Source organism: Chryseobacterium pyrolae, from assembly GCF_025153485.1.
Taxonomy (GTDB): Bacteria; Bacteroidota; Bacteroidia; order Flavobacteriales; family Weeksellaceae; genus Chryseobacterium; species Chryseobacterium antibioticum.
This window is the reverse complement of sequence record NZ_JANZQH010000006.1, coordinates 83377-106223: the sequence shown is the minus strand read 5'-3', so window position 1 is coordinate 106223 and position 22847 is coordinate 83377. Positions and strand designations below refer to the sequence as shown.

At 37.9% G+C, this 22847-nt stretch carries 22 protein-coding genes; 7 read left to right on the top strand and 15 right to left on the bottom strand.

Going from position 1 to position 22847, the window contains the following annotated elements; all coding sequences use genetic code 11:
* Window positions 1-94: 94 nt before the first annotated feature.
* A complete protein-coding gene (locus tag NZD88_RS13530) occupies window positions 95-1615 on the top strand; it encodes an amidohydrolase family protein (protein WP_259829840.1) in 1521 nt (506 codons plus the stop codon).
* Window positions 1616-1783: 168 nt separating this feature from the next.
* Here the strand turns inward: NZD88_RS13530 and gdhA are convergent, their stop codons facing one another.
* The 3 genes from gdhA to NZD88_RS13515 form a co-directional block, all read right to left on the bottom strand.
* Window positions 1784-3142 carry an NADP-specific glutamate dehydrogenase gene (gene gdhA, locus NZD88_RS13525; RefSeq protein ID WP_169234411.1) on the bottom strand — a complete coding sequence of 453 codons (1359 nt, stop codon included), beginning with the start codon at window positions 3140-3142 and terminating at the stop codon, window positions 1784-1786.
* Window positions 3143-3332: 190 nt separating this feature from the next.
* The gene (gene dprA, locus NZD88_RS13520; RefSeq protein ID WP_259829839.1) at window positions 3333-4442 is read right to left on the bottom strand and encodes a DNA-processing protein DprA; all 1110 of its coding nucleotides are present in this window, start codon (window positions 4440-4442) and stop codon (window positions 3333-3335) included.
* A gap of 213 nt (window positions 4443-4655) precedes the next feature.
* Window positions 4656-5423 (bottom strand): rhomboid family intramembrane serine protease, encoded by a 768-nt coding sequence (locus NZD88_RS13515; RefSeq protein WP_259829838.1) that lies wholly within the window; start codon window positions 5421-5423, stop codon window positions 4656-4658.
* 257 nt (window positions 5424-5680) lie between these two features.
* On the opposite strand from NZD88_RS13515, the gene NZD88_RS13510 reads away from it, so the two are divergent.
* Together NZD88_RS13510 and NZD88_RS13505 are read left to right on the top strand one after the other, a co-directional pair.
* On the top strand, window positions 5681-6607 hold the full coding sequence (locus NZD88_RS13510) for a DUF3078 domain-containing protein (RefSeq protein WP_259829836.1): 927 nt from the start codon (window positions 5681-5683) through the stop codon (window positions 6605-6607).
* Window positions 6608-6840: 233 nt separating this feature from the next.
* Window positions 6841-7764 carry a DUF3078 domain-containing protein gene (locus tag NZD88_RS13505; RefSeq protein WP_259829835.1) on the top strand — a complete coding sequence of 308 codons (924 nt, stop codon included), beginning with the start codon at window positions 6841-6843 and terminating at the stop codon, window positions 7762-7764.
* A 72-nt stretch (window positions 7765-7836) separates the two neighbouring features.
* Here the strand turns inward: NZD88_RS13505 and sufD are convergent, their stop codons facing one another.
* The 5 genes from sufD to NZD88_RS13480 all read right to left on the bottom strand — a co-directional run bounded on the left by sufD (window position 7837) and on the right by NZD88_RS13480 (window position 12392).
* Window positions 7837-9144, bottom strand: coding sequence for a Fe-S cluster assembly protein SufD (gene sufD, locus NZD88_RS13500; RefSeq protein WP_259830103.1), 1308 nt, complete (start codon window positions 9142-9144; stop codon window positions 7837-7839).
* 115 nt (window positions 9145-9259) lie between these two features.
* Entirely contained in the window at window positions 9260-10003 is a 744-nt protein-coding gene (sufC, locus tag NZD88_RS13495) for a Fe-S cluster assembly ATPase SufC (RefSeq protein WP_169234416.1), read from the bottom strand.
* Window positions 10004-10021: 18 nt separating this feature from the next.
* On the bottom strand, window positions 10022-10525 hold the full coding sequence (locus NZD88_RS13490; protein ID WP_259829833.1) for a GNAT family N-acetyltransferase: 504 nt from the start codon (window positions 10523-10525) through the stop codon (window positions 10022-10024).
* Window positions 10526-10532: 7 nt separating this feature from the next.
* Window positions 10533-11981 carry a Fe-S cluster assembly protein SufB gene (gene sufB, locus NZD88_RS13485; protein ID WP_169234418.1) on the bottom strand — a complete coding sequence of 483 codons (1449 nt, stop codon included), beginning with the start codon at window positions 11979-11981 and terminating at the stop codon, window positions 10533-10535.
* A gap of 81 nt (window positions 11982-12062) precedes the next feature.
* Entirely contained in the window at window positions 12063-12392 is a 330-nt protein-coding gene (locus NZD88_RS13480) for a HesB/IscA family protein (RefSeq protein ID WP_034739378.1), read from the bottom strand.
* A gap of 145 nt (window positions 12393-12537) precedes the next feature.
* On the opposite strand from NZD88_RS13480, the gene NZD88_RS13475 reads away from it, so the two are divergent.
* Entirely contained in the window at window positions 12538-13383 is an 846-nt protein-coding gene (locus NZD88_RS13475; protein ID WP_259829831.1) for a GLPGLI family protein, read from the top strand.
* A gap of 53 nt (window positions 13384-13436) precedes the next feature.
* On the opposite strand, the gene ypfJ is transcribed toward NZD88_RS13475, so the two are convergent.
* Complete coding sequence (gene ypfJ / locus NZD88_RS13470; RefSeq protein ID WP_259829830.1) at window positions 13437-14297, bottom strand: KPN_02809 family neutral zinc metallopeptidase; 861 nt, start codon at window positions 14295-14297, stop codon at window positions 13437-13439.
* A gap of 77 nt (window positions 14298-14374) precedes the next feature.
* On the opposite strand from ypfJ, the gene NZD88_RS13465 reads away from it, so the two are divergent.
* Genes NZD88_RS13465 through NZD88_RS13455 form a run of 3 tightly spaced genes read left to right on the top strand, consistent with a single transcriptional unit; the run spans window position 14375 to window position 16152 of the window.
* Window positions 14375-14695: a hypothetical protein gene (locus tag NZD88_RS13465; RefSeq protein WP_259829829.1), complete on the top strand. Its 321-nt coding sequence runs from the start codon at window positions 14375-14377 to the stop codon at window positions 14693-14695.
* Window positions 14695-15021, top strand: a complete 327-nt coding sequence (locus NZD88_RS13460) for a hypothetical protein (protein WP_259829828.1) — start codon at window positions 14695-14697, stop codon at window positions 15019-15021. Before NZD88_RS13465 ends, NZD88_RS13460 begins: the two co-directional genes overlap by 1 nt.
* A 3-nt stretch (window positions 15022-15024) precedes the next feature.
* Window positions 15025-16152 carry a glutathionylspermidine synthase family protein gene (locus NZD88_RS13455; protein WP_259829827.1) on the top strand — a complete coding sequence of 376 codons (1128 nt, stop codon included), beginning with the start codon at window positions 15025-15027 and terminating at the stop codon, window positions 16150-16152.
* Here NZD88_RS13455 and NZD88_RS13450 read toward each other — a convergent pair.
* The 6 genes from NZD88_RS13450 to NZD88_RS13425 form a co-directional block, all read right to left on the bottom strand.
* On the bottom strand, window positions 16142-18220 hold the full coding sequence (locus NZD88_RS13450; protein WP_259829825.1) for an LTA synthase family protein: 2079 nt from the start codon (window positions 18218-18220) through the stop codon (window positions 16142-16144). The two genes, NZD88_RS13455 and NZD88_RS13450, sit on opposite strands and share 11 nt — an antisense overlap.
* Before the next feature lie 227 nt (window positions 18221-18447).
* The gene (gene ribH / locus NZD88_RS13445; RefSeq protein ID WP_169234424.1) at window positions 18448-18966 is read right to left on the bottom strand and encodes a 6,7-dimethyl-8-ribityllumazine synthase; all 519 of its coding nucleotides are present in this window, start codon (window positions 18964-18966) and stop codon (window positions 18448-18450) included.
* Between the two features lie 3 nt (window positions 18967-18969).
* Window positions 18970-19677, bottom strand: a complete 708-nt coding sequence (locus tag NZD88_RS13440; protein WP_259829823.1) for a YfgM family protein — start codon at window positions 19675-19677, stop codon at window positions 18970-18972.
* Window positions 19678-19844: 167 nt separating this feature from the next.
* Window positions 19845-20381: an adenine phosphoribosyltransferase gene (locus NZD88_RS13435; protein ID WP_259829822.1), complete on the bottom strand. Its 537-nt coding sequence runs from the start codon at window positions 20379-20381 to the stop codon at window positions 19845-19847.
* On the bottom strand, window positions 20381-21580 hold the full coding sequence (locus NZD88_RS13430) for a hypothetical protein (protein WP_259829821.1): 1200 nt from the start codon (window positions 21578-21580) through the stop codon (window positions 20381-20383). Before NZD88_RS13430 ends, NZD88_RS13435 begins: the two co-directional genes overlap by 1 nt.
* A gap of 148 nt (window positions 21581-21728) precedes the next feature.
* Window positions 21729-22745 (bottom strand): hypothetical protein, encoded by a 1017-nt coding sequence (locus tag NZD88_RS13425; RefSeq protein WP_259829820.1) that lies wholly within the window; start codon window positions 22743-22745, stop codon window positions 21729-21731.
* Between the last annotated feature and the right edge of the window lie 102 nt (window positions 22746-22847).

Sequence of the window (22847 nt, the reverse complement as noted above, 5' to 3'; positions counted from 1 at the left end):
CTAAAACCTCGTATTTCATCCCTAACTCCTCAAATCACATGGTTTCGGGGAGCATTTGTATTTATTTTGCCTTTCAAATAAAAATAAATAATTTATGAAAAAGCTCTGGGTCAGGAGAGTTCTGCATTCCGTTATGCTATTGTCAGGCGTTCTTATTTTTGGATTTATGTGGGCAGATCATGAATTAAATAAGGTCTTGGGTAAGGGTACGAAGGTTGTAGATTTCTCTTCAATGATTAAACCGTCAAAAATAATTCAGATACGGAATGTGAATGTTCTGTCAGAAGATTGCAGTCATTTTATTAAGAACCAGAATGTCCTCATTAAGGATGGCGTGATCGTTCAATTAGGCGAAAATCAGATAGTGAATGAAATGGCTACCAGTATTGACGGGAGTGGGCAATATCTAATTCCGGGCCTCGTAGACAGCCATGTCCATTTAAAAGAAAGCCGGAACGATTTGTTTTTATATTTGGCTAATGGGGTTACTTACATTAGAGAAATGGCAGGTCAGCCGGTTATTTTGGAATGGAGGAAATCAATACGTAAAAATGGTCTTGGGCCGCGAATGTTTATTGCATCTCCACCCATATTTAGTGAAAAAGGATTAGCCGGTTATTATTACGGCTGGACAAGACAGTCTATTAATTTTTCCAATAGAGACGATGCTCAGAAAGGAATCTGTAAAATAAACAAACAAGGTTATGATGCCATTAAAATGTACGGTTTTGTGAATCCGGAAATGTTTAAAACAACCATAGAGATCGCCAGTGAAAATAACATTCCGGTCATTGGCCATATACCATTGGTTAATTTAGATACTTTTTATCAGTCAGGCCAGATTGAGGTGGCTCATATTGAAGAAATTACGGTTAAGACAATCGATGAATTTGGGAAATCCATTTCTGAAAACCCGCAAGAGTACCTCAACTTTCTCAAAATACGGTCAGGGCAGATAGCACAAAAATTGAAGGATCAAAACATCAGTGTTACTTCAACGGTTTGGTTATCTGAAAGTTTTATCGGTCAAAGATTTGATTTAAAGTCTAAACTTAAGGAAATTGAATTAAAGTATGCCAATCCCCCCATTATTGAAGGAACTCCACTTTATAAATTGGGCTGGTTACCAGGTAAAAATGGATACGAATATGATGGAAAAGATGAGCCTGCAGCAAAGAAACGGTCATTGACTTTTTGGAAGACGTATGCAGAAGCGATCCACATGATGGCAAAGGCTTTGGCAGATCATCAGGTGACCATTATGGCGGGAACGGATGCTAATGTAGCTACTGTTGTTCCCGGGTTTTCTCTTCACAATGAGCTGGAGTCTTTATCTAATTCAGGGATGACCAATTCACAGGCGATTTACTCCGCGACTGTTGCGCCGGGCAATTGGATGAAAAGTAAAACAGGAAAAATAAAAGTGGGATATCATTCGGATCTCGTACTGCTTAGCAGAAATCCATTGGAAAATATTAAAAATACAAAGACTATCGAATACGTGTTTTTTAATAAGTATGTAATTAACAAGAAACAAATCAAAACCATTCTGAAAGCTATAGAAGATGCAAATAATGAAAACAGAAATATAAAAATCAATGAATACTTAAAGTAATGAATAGGAAAGCTTCTTGGAATTCAATTGGTTTTTTAGTCCTGGCAAAATAAAAAAAGCGCTGTACATGTACAGCGCTTTCTCCTTTCACTTTTTACTTTTTTCCCATTATCCCGGGAACAGGCTTTATCAAAAAAGGTTGGGAACATTCCCAACCTTTATTATTTTTTATACTACTCCCTGAGCGAGCATTGCTTCTGCAACTTTCACGAAGCCGGCAATGTTTGCTCCTTTCACGTAGTTAACATAGCCATTTTCATCTTTTCCGTAGTCTCTGCAAGCCTTGTGGATTCCGATCATGATCTCTTTCAGTCTTGCGTCAACTTCTTCAGAAGTCCAGTTAAGACGGATAGAGTTCTGTGTCATCTCAAGACCTGAAGTAGCAACACCTCCAGCGTTGGAAGCTTTACCAGGCGAGAATAAGATTTTATTATCTAAGAAATAGTTGATTGCATCTAAAGTAGAAGGCATATTAGCCGCCTCAGTAACGCAAACACATCCGTTTTCTACCAAAAGTTTAGCATCTTCAAGATCCAGTTCATTTTGAGTGGCAGAAGGAAATGCTACATCACATTTAACCTCCCAAGGACGTTTTCCAGCGTGGAACTCGGCAGAAGGATATTTCTTAGCATAGTCTTCCGCTCTGTTGTTTCCGGAAGATCTAAGTTCTAATAAATAATCGATTTTTTCTCCGCTGATACCATCTTTATCATAGATGTATCCATCAGGACCAGAAACCGTTACTACTTTAGCGCCAAGCTCAGTAGCCTTCTTGATTACTCCCCAAGCTACGTTTCCGAAACCAGATACACTTACAATTTTACCTTTGAAAGTTTCATTGATCGTCTTAAGCATTTGCTCTGCGAAGTATACCACACCGTATCCTGTAGCTTCAGGACGGATAAGTGAACCTCCGTACGCAAGACCTTTTCCTGTAAGTACTCCTGTAAATTCGTTTCTTACTTTTTTGTACTGTCCGAAAAGATATCCGATCTCTCTTGCTCCTACACCAATGTCTCCTGCAGGTACGTCTGTTTCAGGACCGATATGCTTGCATAATTCAGTCATAAAAGCCTGACAGAAACGCATTACTTCCATGTCAGATTTTCCTTGTGGGTCAAAATCTGAACCTCCTTTACCTCCTCCCATCGGAAGAGTCGTCAATGAGTTTTTAAATACCTGCTCGAAAGCAAGGAATTTAAGAACTGAAAGGTTTACAGTAGGATGGAAACGAATTCCTCCTTTGTATGGTCCAATCGCAGAGTTCATTTGGATTCTGAATCCTCTGTTTACCTGGATCTCTCCTTTATCATCAACCCATGGAACTCTGAAGATAATGATTCTTTCAGCTTCAGCCATTCTCTCTAGAAGCTTCATTCCCGTATATTCCTTTTTGGTCATAATAAACGGAATTACAGTCACAGCTACTTCTTTTACGGCTTGTAAAAATTCTGGTTCATTAGGATTTTTTGCTTCAATCTTGGCAATAAACTCCTGGATTTTCTGGTCAATATTATATTGTTCCATATATTAGGGTTGATTATTATTGTCAACAAATTTAATTTTTTTTTCAAGATTCACAATACTGTATTTCAACATTGCTGAAAATTAAATAATAATGTCCCGAAATATTATTAAATTGATAATTAATGATCAAATTTTGTTGAAAATTAAAAGTTAAGTCTCAAATAATGCAATATTAAGAAATCGTTAATTCTCAAATTACGGTAAATTGCCTCCCGGAATATGATTTTACTTTCCCCAAAAGCTCTAATTCCAAAATTACCGGAAGAATTTTATAAGATGGCATCGAAATCATCTGTGCCAGATCGTCCAGAGATACCTGAGGATTGGCTTTTATGCACTCATAAACGGTTTCTTGATTTTCAGTAAGTTGTAGACTTATCTCACTAAATGAGAACAGATCGGCCACTTTCTCTTTTGAATGATTAAAGCCCAGCGAATCCATAAGATCCTTTATAGTAGAAATAGCTGATGCTTTATTCTGGAAAATCAATTGATTGCACCCCTGGCTGTATGGATCTGTGATCTTTCCGGGCAATGCGAAAACTTCCCGGTTATAGTCATTGGCAAAGGCTGCAGTGCTTACAGATCCACCTCCGAATCCGGTCTCCACAACGATGGTTGAAGGAGAAAGTCCTGCTATAATTCTGTTTCTCTGAATGAAATTTTCACGGTCCGGTTTTCGGGATGAATTGAACTCGGTGAGCAGCGCGCCACCCTCTTCCAGAATCTTTTCGGACAGTTTTTTATTTTTGGAAGGATACAGCATATGAAAACCGTGAGCCAGCACAGCTGCCGTAGGAATTTTATATTGAATAGATTGTTCATGAACCTCTTTGTCAATACCAAGAGCTAATCCACTGACAGAGATGTATTTGGAAGCCTTTGTAGCTTCGAAGAACTCCCCAATAAACTGTTTCCCGTACAAAGTCATATTTCGGGTTCCCACAATGCTGATCTTCTGCAAAGAATCATCAAATTTTCCTTTTTGGTAAAGGACAGCAGGTGCGTCATCACATTCACCGAGTAAATAAGGAAGCTGATTGAGATGCCTCAACATGATTTTGATATTGTTCTTTTCGCAGAATTGTATTTCTTTTTCTGCAAATTTCAAATAGTCTTCATTTCCGATATCAGCGACTGTTTTCCGGCCTATACCATCTGCTTTGTTATACTCTTTTTTTGCTGTTTTCCAGGCTTCTTCAGCACTTCCGAAGGTTCGTACAAGTTTATGGAAATTGATGTCGCCAATCAGACTGCATTCGCGCAGGGCGATTGCATATAGGTGTTCTTCAGAGATCATGTGTGTTTTTTATCAAAAGTAATAAAATAACCTGAGTTGAATATTGTCAGGAAGCCTGAAGTTTGATGAGGAAAGTTATTGATCATCTAATGAATAGCCATAGGTCTGTTTTTATTACTTTTTAATAGGGCTCACCAGAACTTTCGATAACTTTAAAATATACTAAGTCTAATAGTAACTTCCAACCTTCCTCTCCGGGCTTCCAGTTCCATTTTATTTCCTTCTTAATTCTTCCAAATGATCCCAAATGTCATCTCTTTTCTTATAAGGCAGTTCCAGGAAGTCGTCCGGATGATTTTCCTTGTATTCCTGCCATAGTTTGTCATCTTTTTCGCTGTAATAATTGGGAAATTCCCAGATGTATTTTTTCTTTCTTTCCCCAACATTTTTAAACGCAAAAGCAATAATACTTCCTACAACAGCGCCTGAAAGATGGGCCTGCCATGAAATCTTACTCGGTTCCTGAAGATTGTAGAACAATTCCTCCGGAAACATTCCCCAAATCAAACTGCCATAGTATAAAACGACAAGAAGTGATATGGTAAGCAGCTTCGTATTCCATTTAAAAACGCCGCTGAAGAACAGGAAGAAGGCAAGGACGTATACCACTCCGCTGGCACCAATGGTGCAGGTGTACATATAGTCGCCGGTAATGATGTCTATTGGAGGCAGCATCCATACAAGAAGTCCTGTAGCCAGCCATCCGATAATAAAGACTTTATTGGCCACTAATGGGTAAAACTGGTACAGAAGAAAAAGAAGGACGGCTACCGGAATGGAGTTTCCTATGATATGATCAATATTTCCGTGCAGAAGGGGAGCTGTAACAATTCCCAGCAAGCCTTCCGGCAACAGAGGTATAATGGCCCCAAAACAGCTTTGAAAAAAGCCCTGCATCTGCAGAAAGTAGCCGAACCACATGGCCGAAAGCATCAGCAATGGGGTTATAACAGCTCTTTTGGAAATTATATTTTTAAACATGTGGAGAGTACGTCAAATCAAAAGCCAATGATAAATTTCGGCAAATTTGTCGATGTATTCTGATCAGGCCTGTATAATTTAAGACAAAAGGTTTCAATTTTAACAGATGAAGCTTAATATTTTGACATTGAATGTATTAAAGTGGCTTGTTTTTGGTTGTTTGAAGAGAATTTAACCTGTTTATGGGTTTTTATAAGCCAATATTTGCTTTAAAAAAGATTATATTAATATTTTTGTAATGAAAAGCATGTAAAATAATGAAGAAGTTTTTATTGATTCTTTCCTTTTCAATGGGGATTTATGCAAGTGCACAAGAAGAATTGAAAAAAGATTCAGTAATCGTAGATACGGTAAAATACTGGTCGGTATTAGGGAAAAACAGTTTAATGATCAATCAGGCAGCCTTTTCAAACTGGGCTGGTGGTGGAGCCAACAATGTAGGATGGCTTGCCGGCGTGAACTACAACATCACTTATGAAAAAGACAATGATCTCTGGGAGAATATTATCGCCCTGGATTATGGTCAGAATGACACCAAAGGCCTTGGGGTAAGGAAAACACAGGACGTGATTAATATTTCCACCAATTACGGGCGTAAATTTTCCAAAAGCTGGTATTTCTCTTTGGGTGCAGGCCTGCAGTCGCAGTTTGCCGCAGGATATGAAGACGGAAATAATCCTGCTGCCAAAAAGATTTCCAATTTTATGGCTCCCGGTTATCTGAATGTCGGTATGGGGATCACGTATAGGCCTAATGATAATTTGACGGTAACAATGCGTCCTACCAACGCCAGATGGACCTTTGTCTTAGATAAAGAGCTCCAGTTTGCAGGAAGTTACGGTTTGAAAAATGACGGTGATACATCTCTGTTACAATTCGGTTTCCTTGGAACGGCATTATACAAGGTGAAATTAATGGAGAATGTTCATATCACCAATACGGCCTCTGTATTTTCCAATTATCTGGATCATCCTGAAAGGTTTGTTCTTGCCTACGGAGCTGCTGTCAACTTTAAAGTGAATAAGTTTATTTCATCCAATATTACCTTAGACCTTCTGTATGATCATAATCAGATCCAGAAAACACAGCTGAAGCAGACCCTGGGGATAGGATTTGCCTACATCTTGAATAATGGGGTAAAACGTTCAGACCGTAAAGACAGCCAATGGTGGATTAAGAAATAGAGTACATCGCACACAGTAAATAGGAATCGCTTCAGTACGAGGCGATTTTTTGTTATATAATTAAAGGTACTTTTAAGTATTGATAAGTTCATTTCCTCGCTTTTATAGATTTTTTTTGGCGGTAACATACCTGTTTCTAATGTATTAAATAATAATTTTAATATTTCAATGATAAGTGACTATTTTTTTAACAAAAATTATATGTATATTTTTGTAACGAAAAATCCTTACTTATGAAAAAACTTTTATTGGCCGCATCCGTATCTATTGGAGTATGCACAATGGCACAGGAGGTTAAACCTGATGTCGCTACAGCAGATACTGTAAAAGCTTGGTCTATCCAGGGACAAAACACATTAATGCTCAATCAGGCTGCCTTTTCAAACTGGGTTGGTGGTGGAGCCAACAACGTTGGATGGCTTGCCGGGGTTAATTATAACCTTACTTACGAGAAAGGCAAAGATTTGTGGGAAAATATCATTATTCTGGGCTATGGTCAGAACAATACAAAAGGTATTGGTACCAGAAAAACGCAGGATGTGATCAATTTGTCGACTAATTACGGGAGAGAATTTGCCAAGAACTGGTATATTTCAGGAGGAATAGGCCTTCAGACACAGTTTGCAGGAGGTTATGAAGACGGAAATAATCCTGATGCCAAAAAGATCTCCAATTTTATGGCTCCGGGATATCTTAATATCGGTGCCGGTGTTACTTACCGTCCCAATGATAATTTTACTTTGACGCTTCGTCCTGCCAATGCCAGATGGACTTTTGTTCTGGATGAAGATCTTCAGACAGTAGGAACGTACGGTCTTAAAAATGACGGAGATTCTTCTCTTTTCCAGTTCGGTTTTCTGGGGACAGCGATATATAAGATCAAAATCATGGAGAATATCAATCTGACGAATACGGCTTCTGTGTTTTCCAACTATCTTGACCATCCTAGCAGACTGGTTCTTGGATACAGTGGAATTCTTAATATGAAAATCAATAAGTTTATTTCAACCAATATTACGCTGGATTTGTTGTATGATCATAACCAGATCCAAAAAACACAGCTTAAACAGACTTTGGGAGTTGGTTTCGCCTATAATATCGATAACGGGAAAAAACGTTCTGATAAGAAAGAGAATCAGTCCTGGATGAAGAAATAATTCTGCACCGGGGATCAATAAAAAAGCACTTCTCATTTGAAGTGCTTTTTTTGGCATCAATTTATATAAGTCTTAAAACTCTAAATCCACTTTAAGCTTTTCAGCTAAAAGTTTCGAAATTTTTTCTTTAAGTGGCTCAATGTCAATATTCTGCATCGCATCATTCGCGAAAGCATATAAAAGCAATGCCTGGGCTTCTTTCTTAGAGATTCCTCTTGCTCTCAGGTAGAACAGGGCATCTTCGTTCAGCTGACCTACTGTACAGCCGTGAGAACATTTTACGTCATCTGCAAAGATCTCCAACTGAGGTTTGGTATCAATGGTAGCTCCTTCGCTTAAAAGGACGTTGTTATTCTGTTGGTAAGCATTTGTTTTCTGAGCCAATTTATCTACGAAAACCTTTCCATTGAAAACTCCGTGGGCATTTCCGTCGAAAATACCTTTATAGTTCTGGTAGCTTTCACAGTTCGGGAAATTGTGATGAACTGCTGTATGGTGATCCACCAGCTGGTCTTTTCCAATGATCGTGATCCCGTTCATAAACGAATTAATATTGCTTCCGTTATGAATGAAGTCCAGATTGTTTCTTACCAGCTTTCCTCCAAAAGTGAACGTATTCACAGTTGTTAAGCTGTCTTTTTCCTGTCTTGCAAAAGTACTGTCGATAAGATATGACGTATTGTTGTCATTCTGAAGCTTGTGCCAGTCTGCTTTTGCATTGGGATAAGTAAAGATCTCTGTCACAGAATTCGTCAGCACATAAGTACTGTCAAAATTGTGGTGACTTTCTATAACCTCTACCTTAGCACCTTCTTCTACAATCAGTAAATTTCGTGTATTGTAGAAAGTGTTTTCTTCCTGATTCTGAGAAATATAGAAAACGTGGATCGGTTTTTCGATCACTACATTTTTTGGAACTTTCAAAAAGAAACCGTACTTGCAGTAGGCAAGGTTTAAGTTCGTGAAAGCAGTATCTTTAGAAGCAATGGTATTGAAATACGTATCAAATACTTCTTTGTGTTTCTCATCATTCAAAGCGTAGTTGATTGAAAGGAATTCTACGTTCTCGATAGAAACTTTCGAAAGTTCTTTATGAAGTTTACCATTCACAAAAACGATCCAGTCAAAATTCTCTTCACCTAAATGCAGCTGGTCCAGCTGTTCTCTGGTGATATTATGACTTTCTTTAGGGAAAAAATTATAATTTTTCTCTGTGATCTCTTTTACGTTGGTATATTTATATTCTTCGTCTTTTTTAGTCGGAAAACCTAAGTTTTCGAAGTTTTGAAGAGCAGATTTTCTCTCTTCATCCAGAAACCTGTGATGAAGACTCTCCAAAAATTCACCGTGATTGTCAATAATCTGATCGTATAAAGCCATTACTGATATTTCGGCCATCACACCTTATTTTATATATTTAAAAATAACATTATGTACTGCGGGTTTTCCGCATCTTCAGAAAGGATTGATAAAATCCCGTCTGAAAAATTTCTTCTTAGTTAAGAAGCCAGTCGTATCCTTTTTCTTCAAGTTCTAAAGCCAGAGATTTATCACCGGTTTTGATGATTTTTCCGTTGGCAAGAACGTGAACAAAGTCAGGCTGAATATAGTTAAGCAATCTCTGATAGTGAGTAATCAGAAGAACTGCATTTCCTTCGTTTTTAAAGTGGTTTACCCCGTCTGCAACAATTCTCAGGGCATCGATATCAAGACCTGAATCGGTTTCATCAAGGATCGCCAGTTTCGGATTAAGCATCATCATCTGGAAAATCTCGTTTCTTTTCTTTTCACCCCCGGAGAATCCTTCGTTCAGTGATCTTGAAAGGAAATCTTTTTTTATACCTAATTGCTCAGATTTTTCACGGATCAGGGCAAGCATTTCTTTTGCCGGCATTTCTGACAGTCCGTTTGCTTTTCTTGTTTCGTTTAAAGCAGCTTTAATAAAGTTGGTTACAGAAACTCCCGGAATTTCTATCGGATATTGGAAAGAAAGGAAAATTCCTTTGTGTGCTCTTTCTTCCGGAGCATCTTCGCTGATGTTTTCTCCCTGAAAAAGTATTTCTCCGTCCGTTACTTCATAATCTTCTTTTCCTGCAATTACAGAAGAAAGAGTAGATTTTCCAGCTCCGTTCGGTCCCATGATCGCATGAACTTCGCCCGGCTTTATTTCAAGATTAATACCTTTTAAGATTTCTGCGCCGTCTTCAATTCTGGCGTGCAAGTTTTTTATTTCTAACATTTTTATTTGCTAAACAAATTATTTTTGAATTCTATATACTAAACTTTCAGGCTGACCAGGAAAATCGTTAAGCTTCCCTATGTGCGTCATACCTGCCTTTTCCAAAACTTTAACAGAAGCTATATTATCTGGACGAACAATTCCAAATATTTCTTCTTTACCAATATTGGTAAATCCAAGGTCTATAACTTTCTTTGTAAACTCTGTTGCATATCCTTTTCCCCATGCTTCCACGGCAAAGCGATATCCAAGATTTAGTTTTTCTTCTTCTCCATACATTTTATAGCTCAAGCCTCCAAAACCGATGATGTTTTTGTTTTCTTTTGCTATAATAGTCCAACCTCCAAAATTATATTGATCCCAGTGTTCCAGCATTCTCTTGAATGTATTTTCTGCTTTGGCAGAACTCATTGGTCCATTTGGGTTATACAGATTAGTTTGTGGATCTTTATTAATTTCAAAAAACCTTTCAAAGTCGTTTCCTTCAGGTTTTCTTAAAATTAAGTTTTCTGTAGTCTCCATACTCAAATTATCCAACAGACCCCTCCAGAGAGATTTCTAATAATTTTTGTGCTTCAATGGCAAATTCCATTGGAAGTTTATTCAAAACTTCTTTACTGAAGCCATTGACAATCAGCGCGATCGCCTTTTCTGTATTGATCCCTCTCTGATTACAGTAGAAGATCTGATCTTCCCCGATTTTCGAAGTCGTTGCTTCATGTTCCAGCTGGGCAGTAGGATCTTTGATTTCAATATAAGGGAATGTATGTGCACCACATTCATTACCCATCAACAGAGAGTCACACTGTGAAAAGTTTCTGGCTCCTTTGGCAGAAGGCATTACTTTTACCAGGCCTCTGTATGAGTTTTGAGATTTTCCTGCGGAAATCCCTTTTGAAATGATCGTTGATCTCGTATTTTTTCCAATATGGATCATTTTTGTTCCTGTATCTGCATACTGGTGATTATTTGTCACAGCGATAGAGTAGAACTCACCGATGGCTCCGTCACCTTTTAAGATACAAGAAGGGTATTTCCAAGTTACAGCAGAACCTGTTTCAACCTGTGTCCATGAGATTTTTGCTTTTGTTTCGCACAATCCTCTTTTGGTTACAAAATTGAAAACACCCCCTTTTCCTTCTTCATTTCCCGGATACCAGTTCTGAACGGTTGAGTATTTGATCTCAGCGTTATCCATGGCAATCAGTTCCACAACAGCTGCGTGAAGCTGGTTTTCGTCTCTTGAAGGTGCTGTACAACCCTCAAGATAAGAGACATAACTTCCTTCGTCAGCGATCACAAGCGTTCTTTCAAACTGTCCTGTTCCTGCCTGGTTGATACGGAAGTAAGTAGAAAGTTCCATTGGGCATCTTACGCCTTTTGGAATATAGCAGAAACTTCCGTCAGAAAATACTGCGGAATTCAGTGCTGAATAAAAATTATCTCCTCTTGGAACTACTTTTCCAAGGTATTTTCTTACTAAGTCAGGATGGTTTTTAATTGCTTCCGAAATAGAACAGAAAATAATTCCTTTTTCCATTAAGGTATCCTGAAAAGTTGTTTTAACGGAAACAGAGTCTATTACAATGTCTACAGCAACTCCTGAAAGTCTTTTTTGTTCCTCGATATTGATTCCTAATTTTGCAAAAGTCTTCAATAATTCAGGATCTACTTCATCCAAACTTGCCAATTCAGCGTTTACCTTTGGAGCAGCATAATATTTTATGGCTTGAAAATCAGGTTTTTCATATTTAATGTTAGCCCAAGTTGGTTCTGTCATTTTCAGCCAGATTCTGAAAGATTCCAAACGCCATTCTGTCATCCATTCCGGTTCTTCTTTTTTAGCAGAAATGGCACGAACAATATCCTCGTTTAACCCGATTGGAAAATCTTCGTAATCGATTTTCGTTTCCCACCCGAATTCATATTTTTTATTTTCAAGATCAACTCTTAAGTCGTCTTCAGTATATTTACTCATTTTAATAGATTTTAGATGTTAGTTTTTAGGCGTTAGTTTTTGCAATAAGCTTATTTCTAACTTCCGGTTTCTAACTTCTAATTATAAAGAAAAACTCTCTCCACAACCACACGTTCTGGATGCATTAGGATTGTTGAAAACAAACCCCTTTCCGTTTAATCCTCCCGAATATTCAAGGATTGTTCCTGCTAAATAAAGGATAGACTTTTTCTCAACAATAATTTTCACATCATTGTCTTCAAAAACTTGATCTGTGTCTGTCTTTTGATTGTCAAATCCCAAAACATACTCTAAACCAGAACATCCTCCACTTTTTACCCCTACTCTTATATAATCTTCAGCAGGGTTGAAGCCATCTTCCGACATAAGTTGGATGGCTTTTGCCTTTGCTTGGTCTGATACTTTTATCATTGTATTTATTTAGAATGATTTAATGATGCAAAAATACGAACAAAAATCAGGATATAAAAATCAGCATTTTTATTTTATCGATTTTTATTATTGATGGCTTAACTTTGTTAATCTTTTGACATCCAAAGAATAAATTTATTGTACAATGAAAAAAATAGGCATTATTGCTTTAGCACTGTTTATGCAGCATATTTCTGCGCAAAACAACAGGTTTGTGTATCAGGTAACCATGAAACCTGATGCGGAAAATAAATCCGATATTAAAACTGAAAACGCATATTTAGATATTTCCGCAGAAAAATCAATTTTTTATTCTGAAAACAGGTACAAGAGAGATTCTACCTTGCAGAAAGCTTTTCAGGGAGGCGGTGGAAGGGGCTCAATTAATAGAGAGCAGTTGGAAGCATTCAGGTCCAATATCAATTATTCTATTGAAAAAGATAAGTCTACCCAGAAAATGTCTTATAAGGACAGGATAGGAAGAGATATTTACGTTTACGAGGAAGACCGTCCATTGAACTGGAAGATGTCTTCTGAAACCACCAAAATAGGAGAGTACAAAGTTCAAAAAGCAACCACGGATTTTGGCGGAAGAAAATGGACAGCCTGGTTTACCACAGATCTGCCTTATCAGGACGGACCCTATAAATTCAATGGACTTCCGGGACTGATCGTTAAAGTGGAAGATGATAAAGGAGAATATTCTTTTGATCTGATGAAGAATTATAAAATTGCTGAAATTCCTGCTTTGAACCAGTTTGGAAATGTCCTGAAAGTAAAAAGATCAGATTATGTAAAGCAACAGGAAAAATATAAAAAAGATCCCATGTCATTTATGCAGAACACTGGAGGCGGAGGCGGTTTTCCGGCACCACCGAGAGCTTCCGGTGGCGGAGGCGGAAATCAAAATCCGGCCGATATGAGAAAAAGGATGGAAGAGAGAGCAAAAGAAGAAGCTAAGAGAAATAGCAATCCTATAGAGTTGCCGTAAAAAATAACCCCTGAAGATTTTCTTCAGGGGTTTTTAATTGTATAAAAAGGGGATTATTTCAAAAGCTGGTTGAAAGTGTCTCCCTGCTTAATATCTCCCGTATTGTACCCTTTCATGAACCATTCTTTACGCTGGGCTGAAGAACCGTGGGTAAAGCTTTCCTGGTTGACATAACCTTGCGATCTTTTTTGAATATTGTCATCGCCTACAGCTTCAGCAGCTTCTATAGCAGACTCTATATCACCCGGTTCAAGGATATGTTCTCTGCTGTCAGTCTGTCTGGCCCAAACTCCGGCATAGAAATCTGCCTGTAATTCTGTAGCCACAGAAACTCTGTTCATATCTGCTTCAGAATATCTTCCGCTTCTTCTTAAAGCATCAACTTTCTGAGTTGTTCCCAAAAGCGTCTGTACATGATGTCCCATTTCATGAGCCATCACATAGGCAATAGAAAATTCTGTGACTTGTGCGCCAAATTTCTGCTGTAGCTCTTTAAAAAAGCTCATATCCATATAGACTTTTTGATCCGCAGGGCAGTAAAAAGGTCCCATGGCAGCCTCAGCTGTTCCGCAACCGGATTGTGTAGTACTTTCAAACAGGACAACTACAGCAGGTTGATATTTCATGCCATTTTCAGCAAAAATTTTGGTCCAGGTCTGCTCATTTTCGGCAGTCACCATCTTTACAAATTCACTGATTTTGAGTTCACCAGGACTTAACTCTCTCTGTTCTGTAGGGGCTGAACTATTTCCGCCTGAAGAAGAAAGCAGTGATGAAGGGTCTCCCCCTAAAAAGAATATAATTGCAGCGATGATCAGGGTTCCCAATCCACCTCCCACAATAGCACCTCCGCCTCCGCCGCCAGATCCGCGTCTGTCGTCTACGTTGTCGCTTCTATCGTCTGTCCATTTCATAATATAAAATTTTTGCCTTGTAAATTTAAAATAATATCATTACTAAATTACTACTTTTGTGAAAAATTACTGCCCTCGTGAAAAAAATTAAACTTTGCCTGTTATTAGTTGGCATAATGGCACTTACAGGATGTGAAAAAGAAAAAGAAGATGAAGTAAACAGTGTGGATAAGAATGGTTCTATTGAGACCGAACTTTCTGTGGAACATCTGGATAATACAGATATTCTCATCACTAAACACAAAATCTGGAAGGATAAAAAGCTTTTTAAAGAAATTGTTAAAAGAGATACCATCCCGAGCCTCGGAGATACTCTGGTAGCAGGAGAAGACAGTGATGGCTACGACCATACTGCCAAAACGAAAAAAGACTATCAATTTTTTATAACGGTTCAATAATGAAAAAGTCCGGTTCTATAAAATTACTTTTTGTAACAGGTGTCTTGGCAGCCTGTTCTCAGGAAAAGCCTAAAGATAAAGCAGAAAAGAAAGTCTACATGAGGTCCGATACTACGGCTTCTTATACAAGGACGCATGGTTTTATGGCTGGAATCCTTCTGTATCATGCATTCAGACCATACGGAGCTTACAGTTCTGGATCTTATCAAAAGGCGGGCTATTACAGCGATGCAATAAGCAGTAAATCCAATATCGGAAGAAATAATTACAAAGGAAATGTCGTAAGAGGCCAACTGGGAAGAAGTGGTTTCAGTGCATCATCATAAATTATGGAAAGAATTCAATCACAGTTCAGGAAAAACTGGCAGCATAAACTTGAAAATCTGGGCTTCGGCTATCATTCTCTGGATGGGCTTTACTGGGACGAAAGTCATTATTATCAGTTAACCCCAGAGGAAATTAATACAATAGAAAGTGCCACTGCTGAACTCTGGCAAATGTGTCTGGAAGCGGTAGATTATATTATTGAGAAAAATCTTTGGGAAAAATTCAGTATTCCCGAATGGTTCCGTAATTATATCATCACGAGCTGGGAAGAAGATCATCCTTCGATCTATGGAAGATTTGATTTTGGTTTTGATGGTAAAAATTTGAAATTACTGGAATTTAATGCCGATACACCTACTTCTTTATATGAAGCATCAGTGATACAATGGTATTGGCTTCAGGAACAGTTTCCTTATAAAGATCAGTTTAATTCTATTCATGAGAAGCTTGTAGAGTACTGGAAGCATCTTAAAAACTACCTGAATCCTCATCATGTTTATTTCGCATCGCTTACCAATATTGAAGATGTCACCAATGTGGAATACATGCGTGACTGTGCTTCACAGGCAGGTTTTGATACTGAGTTTATTCCTGTTCAGGATATTGGCTGGGCCGAGGATATTTCAGAATTCGTGGCCGGTGACCGATCGGTGATGGAGTATATTTTCAAGCTTTATCCTTATGAGTGGATTCTTGCAGACGGTTTTGGAGAGAAGCTTGTGAAAAATGGCTTCAGATCTCAATGGATTGAACCTGCATGGAAAATCCTGCTTTCATCTAAAGCAATTCTGCCTGTCCTTTGGGAAATGTACCCGGATCATCTGTATCTGTTGGAGTCTTATTTTGAACCCAGACATCTGAAAGACTTTGCTAAAAAGCCTGTTTATTCCAGAGAAGGAGCCAATGTGATTTTACACAAAAATAATATTCCTGTTGAGGAGAACGATGGGATATATGGCAAAGAAGGTTTTATTTATCAGCAATTATTTGATCTTCCCAATTTTGAAGGCAATTATCCGGTGATTGGCAGCTGGGTAATCGGGCAGGAGCCTGCTGGTATTGGGATCAGAGAGAGTGTTCACCTGATCACCAATAACCAGAGCCGTTTTGTACCTCACCTTATCGGTTAAGTTTCTTTTCTTTAAGCCAGAATGAAGTAGATTGATACGCAGATACCGCATCATTAACCAGTTTCTGTTCTGGATTTTTTACCAGTTTTTCCTCATAATGCAGTTTGAATTCAGGAGCCAGGCTGCTGGATTCCAGCTGTAAAGAATATTGTTTTACCTTTTTGACCGGTGAAATGATCGTTAGATGTCCGTCTTTTACTAATCCAAGGTCCTGATATGTTGCGATATAAGCCTTTGGCTGGAATTCTTTTTTGAAGACATCCTGACCAAGGAATTTAGATTGATAATTAAAATTCAATAACCCGAACAGGGTAGGCATCACATCGATCTGAGACATCAGCTTGTCAAACTTCTGAGGCTGAATAAAGCCTTCCGAGAAAATCATCGCCGGAATTCTGTATTTGTCCATAGGAAGCTCTGTTTTTCCCGCACTGGATGCGCAGTGATCGGCAATAATAACAAAGACTGTATTTTTGTACCAATCCTGCTTTTTAGCCATTTCAAAGAACATTTTGAGTGAATAGTCGGTGTATTTTACCCCTCCGTCACGTGATTTTGCCGTTCCCGGAATATCAATTCTTCCGTCAGGATAGGTAAAAGGCCTGTGGTTGGAAACAGTCATCCAGTGGTTGAAAAACGGTTTTCCGGATTTAGCCTCAGCATTCATGGTTTGAATTGCTTTTTTAGCCATATCCTCATCGGCAACGCCCCAGACATTGGCAAAAGTGATTTCTTCAGGTTTAAAATTATTTCTATCGACAATACCATAGCCGTTTCCAGCAAAAAAGTCCTGCATATTATCGAAATAGCTGTAACCACCATACAGGAATTTCACATCATATCCTTTGGATTTGAATACACTTCCTGTCGTGAATTTATTCTTATTGTCGTCTCTTTTGATAATGCTTTCACCTGCAGTAGGAGGAATACAAAGCGTTAATGCTTCAAGCCCTCTTACCGTTCTGTTTCCGGTAGCATAAAGATTAGTGAACATCATCGAGCGATCTGCAAGACTGTCAAGGAAAGGCGTGATCTTTAAAGTACCCCCATAATGGGCCATAAAGTCGGCAGATAAACTTTCAATAGAGATCAGAACGACGTTTTTCTTAAGTTCCGGCTGTTCCGCAACTACATTTCGTGTTAAGGATGGTTCGGGATACTGGCTCAAAAAGTTCTTTTCAGCTTCCTGCTGGCCAATCTGCGGATAAAACTGGAAATAATCCAGTTCATTGTGGGTAAATGCCCAATAGAATTTTGGAAGCCCGTTGTCTTCGATTTCGTCAGCAAACACATTATCCGACCTGATCTGCATTAATGAAGATATCCCGAAAATACTGATGCCTGCCAGAACTACAAAAGTACCAACCAGTATCATTTTCTGTTTAAAATTTGGAAGCTCTAAAAGCTCGCCTTTCGTTTTTTTATAAATAAACCAGGTAACGGCTAAAGTGATAATCAGGATGGCTGAAAACAAAGGAACTACAGGATAGCTTTCCATAATGTTTCCAATCACCTCGTTAGTATATATCAGGTAATCTACTGCAATGAAGTTATAGCGTACCCCAAATTCATTATAAAAGAAATATTCACTTACAGCATTAAAGATGATCAGAAGAACATACAGCAAAAGCGTAATGAAATACAATACATTTCTGATCCTGATCCTCTTTGAAGGGATAAAAAGCATCAAACCAAAGAAAAGGGTCTTGATTCCTACAAAGGCCAAGGCGACTTCTGAAATAGATCCCCCATACTGATTGAAAATATTATTTGGAATGAGCAGAATGTACAGGAAAAATAGCACCAACGCCCCAAAAATGATGTATCCGTATGGTTTTTTATATTTTGAATTCGATAAGAATAAAAAATAAACCGCCAGAATTGTACTGGCTAAGGTGAAAACAAAAATATCATTCAACAGACCGATAGAAAGGACCTTGACTACTTCAAAAAAGCCAAAGCTGGCCGTAGTGATCGGATGGAAAAAGAATACGATCCGTAGGATCAGTGAAATAATAAGATAGAAAGCTCCTAAATACAAGAATGGTTTTATTTTGCTTGGAAACATGTACGTTAAGTATAAGTTAATTTTCGCAAAGATAGTTTTTGTATATAACTTTTAATAAGAAAAAACGAAAACATGACATTTCTTATCATTTTTTTGAATTATTAATGAAGAATTAACTTATCAGGTCATAAAACCAAATGTATGAAAAAGGGTAGAGGGAAGTTGATTATCAATAAAAAAGGACTATTAAAAAATAGTCCTGTATGCTGTTAAGATGTATTAAAAAATTAAGAGTGCCCGAAACCGATGTTTCCTTTTTTGTTAGAAAGATTCTTTTTAAAATCAATCATTCTTAAAGCGGTAACGGCTGCTTCTACCCCTTTGTTTCCTAAATCTCCACCGCTTCTGGCAATGGATTGTTCTTTGGTGTCATCTGTTAATACACAGAAAATAGTAGGGGTATCCGTTAGGACATTACAGTCTTTGATTCCCTGTGCTACTGCTGAGCATACAAAATCGAAATGAGGCGTCTCACCACGGATCACACATCCGATAGCAATAACTGCATCATACTTTCTTTCTTTGCAAAGCTGCATGCTTGCATAGTTAAGCTCAAATGCACCCGGAACCGGGAATAATCTGATGTTTTCTGGTTTTACGCCTTCTTTTTCAAGGATTTCCAAGGCTGCATCACGAAGATTGTACGTTACAAAATCATTCCACTCAGAAAAAACAATGCCGATAGAAAAATCTTCGGCATTTGTTATATGAAGTGGCTTGTAATCCGAAAGATTAACTGTTGCCATTTTTTAAAAGTATTTAGTCATTTCAATATAAGAATCAGACATTCCGTTATCGTAGTCCTGATATTTCTCGTCAATAGCAGAGAAGTATTTCTTAGCTTCTGCATTTTTCTTTAATCCTAATGCCACGATACCTGCTTTTCTTGTGAAATAGTAAGTCGTATAAGGATCATCAGAAGCCGTTGACGCTTTGTCTAATAAAGCCAGAGCTTCATCATTTTTGTTAAGACCTGATTTTGCATCTGCCATAGCACCGAATTTCAATGCCATTAATGTTTTGTTATCAGATGAAAAGTTATCTAACAGGTCGTAAGCTTCCTGGAATTTTCCTTCTTTGAATTTCAATAAACCTGCATTGTAAGCAGAAAGTTTACCAACATTCGTACCTGAATATTCGTTATATGTTCCTACAAAACCTGGATTTGCAGCAGATTTTCCGCCTAAAGCTTCTTTATCTTTACCTTCAGTCTGTTTCTTTTGAGCAGCAAGGAAACTTTTTACAGCTTCAACGTTTTGAGGAGCTACTACAAACTGTTTGTAAGCGAAGAACCCTAAAACACCTAAAATCAATACTCCGAATACAATACCCAATTGCTTTGAATATTTCTCAAGAAATCTTTCAGTGTTTAAAGCCTCTCTGTCAAGGTCTTTAAAGAACTCAACCGTTTCTTTACCTTCTTGCTCATTTGGAGCATTCTTACCCAATTTTGCCATAAATTCTTAAAAATTGAAATGCAAATTTAATTGTTTCTGAATGATTTACAAAATACTTTGAAGTATTATTGTGAAAATGTTGTGAATTGTCAGATGTTAATGGTAAAAACGCTTCAACTCCGCTTACCGTTACATCTCTAGTACCTATATTTTTATATCAGAAAAGCTTAATATTCGAGGATGTTATAAACCTCTGCCCCGAATTTCTTCAGCTTTTCATCGCCATTAAGATCTTTTAAACCAATAAGGAAACTGAACTGAGAAACTGTTGCCCCTTGTTTTTCTACAAGCTTTGCGGCAGCTTCTGTAGTTCCTCCGGTTGCCAATAAATCATCATGGATAAGGATTCTCTGTCCTTTTTTGATCTGTCCGTCACGGGTTTCAATGATGGCGCTTCCGTATTCCAGGTCATATTTTTCTGAAATAATCGGTGGAGGAAGCTTTCCTGCCTTTCTGATTAAAATAAAGGGAGCTTCCAAAGCGACAGCAATGGCAATTCCGAAAAGATACCCACGGCTTTCTATTCCGCATACGGCGTCTACTTTTCCTTTGCTGAAAGCTGCCAGGTCTGCAATGACCTCTTGATAAAGCTTCGGATCTAGAAAAATAGGGGAAATATCCTTGAACTGGATTCCCGGAATGGGAAAATCAGGGAAATTTTCTATGGTTTCTTCGAGTTTTTTGATCAGTTCTTGTGAAGCCATTATGGGTTTATTTTATAGCTGGAAATTTTCCAGTCTCCATTTACATTTTTAAGTCCGAAAGTTACCTTCAGAGAAGTTGTTTTTCCGTTCTTATCTGTTACATCATAGGTGGCATTTACGCTAGCACCACTGGAGTTGTTCGCATTGGTTGTAATGTTCTTTACATTGACATTTTTCACAGATCCAAAACCTGAAGTAGGATTGGAGAAGGATTCATAGCTTCCCCAACTTGGGTTACTGGAAGTATCGTATGCTGCTTTAAGGTTCTGAGAGCTTACGCTGTTCAGAAACTTGCTGACTGTATTTTTTGGATCTGCTGCCGGTTGTTTAGGAGCGGTAGGTGTAGGAGTAGCCGCGTTTGGATCTGTAGGGGTTGTTGGAGTTGCAGTAGGGTTGTTTGGATCAATTGCAGCGTTAGGATCTTGTGTTACAACTGTTGAATCCGTTTTTGGTACTGTAGGAACTCTCAACGCTGATGGATTGACATCAAGTCCGATTTTAGACATTTTGAATGTCTTCGCTGTCGTTTTTACTGAAACCGTAATATCGATCTTGCCGTCTACCACTTTTGCGGCAGAAATTGAAGAGAATTTTAAATTGAATCCTTTGAAATTATTATCCTGCATCAGGTTTTTAGCGGTAGAAAGCTTTACTCCATTACTGAAGACTTCCAAAGTAGCTTCTAAACCTGCACCGGTAAATGAAACAGGATTTCCTGCAGTGTCTACAAGCCTGGGAACAATTTGAATAGCTGTAGGCGCACCGGTTCCGTCATCACCTGTAGGTCTGGTGATAATGCTTAGTGAGCTCGCTTTTACATCATTCGGATCGGTTTCTTTAGCTTTATCATCTCCGAAGATATTCATTTCTCCAAGTGAAGGAGGAGATGTGCTTGCCCATTCGATTCCGTTTTTCTGGGCAACTTCGTCAGCCATTGTAAGAATCTCAGGAACTTTTTTCCCATCTATGAGTTTTCCAAGAGCTTTCAATTCTTCTACATCACCTTCAGCTTCTACACCGAAAGTCTTTAGAATATAAAGAGCTTCACTGAATTTAATCTGTTTAATTGTTGAAAGGCTGGAAGTCATATCATTAATACTTGACTGCAGCGTTTTAGTATTCGTAGCATCTACATGATCCTTCCTGCATGCTGTAAAAAGCAACAGACTGAGAACAAGTAGAAAAGAAAACTTTTTCATTTTATTTTGTTTGTTGCAAATTTAGTAAAACCTATTAATAATAGCTTGTTTTTATTTTTGTTTTGTGTTTTCAGGTTTTTCCATAAAAAAAGACTGATCAATAAAGTCAGTCTTTTTTCTGTAACAAGTTCTTCAATAGACCAGCTACTTATTTTTTATTCTCCTGCTCTTTTAAATCATCTTTGAAAAATGAACTGAAGATCGTCTGCATATTGGGGAATGAAGAGTCCTGCCAAAACTGAGTCTTATAGTTACTGTTTTCCTTGTTAAATTTCACTTTTTCTATATCGTCATCATTACTGAAATTGAGTTCTGTAGGATAAAAGTTATTGTAGAGAATGATCTGGTTGTAATCAGGTTCGCTTTTATGTTTAAGTTTTACAAAAGCCACTTCGTTATATTCAAGGAAATCCTTCAGGGTTTTTTCTGATCCTTTTTCGAAAGACATGTTCAGAATGGTTCTGATATCAAAAAATCTGAATCCGAATATGGAAAATTCTTTCTCCTGAAGAGCAGCACCGGTCACTTCTATCTGATCTTTACGGTCTCCTTTTAGTTCTTTAATGGTATTTCTTTTTGTTTTGTATTCTTCAGGGTTTCCTACATTTTTAAGTTTTGGAAGCTGTAAAGAATTACCATAATCCCATGATGAAGTTTCTTTTTTCTCACTTTTCGAACCCGTCAATCTAAAAACCCTGTATTGTTCAACATTTGCGCTTTTCAGTTTTTTGGTTTTATTGTCGAAAATGTAAGTGACAATTCCGTCGGTATAACTGTTCAGCTTACTGTTTACGGTAACGTAGGCATTAAAATTTCCTTTGATGAAAATATATTTCGCAGGTTTTGAGTTTTTGATGACCACGGTTTCTATTTCTTTGACCTGATCGTTAATTTTAATCACGTCCTGACTGAAGTCGGAATAGGAGAGTGTGGCAACACGGAAATTATTGTAAACCAATTGGAACTTTTCCTGTGAAGGGGTAATTGCCTGTTTATCAATTTTACCGTCAATATCAGAATAGGCAAGAATGCTTCCGTCTTTTCCGAAGACAGAAACTTTGGGAAGCGGTTTATTCGTTTGTTCAGAAACAAAGGTTACGGTTTGTGCCTGAATGAAGCTGAATAAGAAAACGAACAGCGTAAAGAGCAGATAATTTCTTTTCATAATAATAGCTTGTTTTTGTTTATTGAAATAATAATCGATCAGTCTTATTATAAAGACACACAAAACTCAAAATGGTTGCCTGAACAAGTCAAAATGTTCACG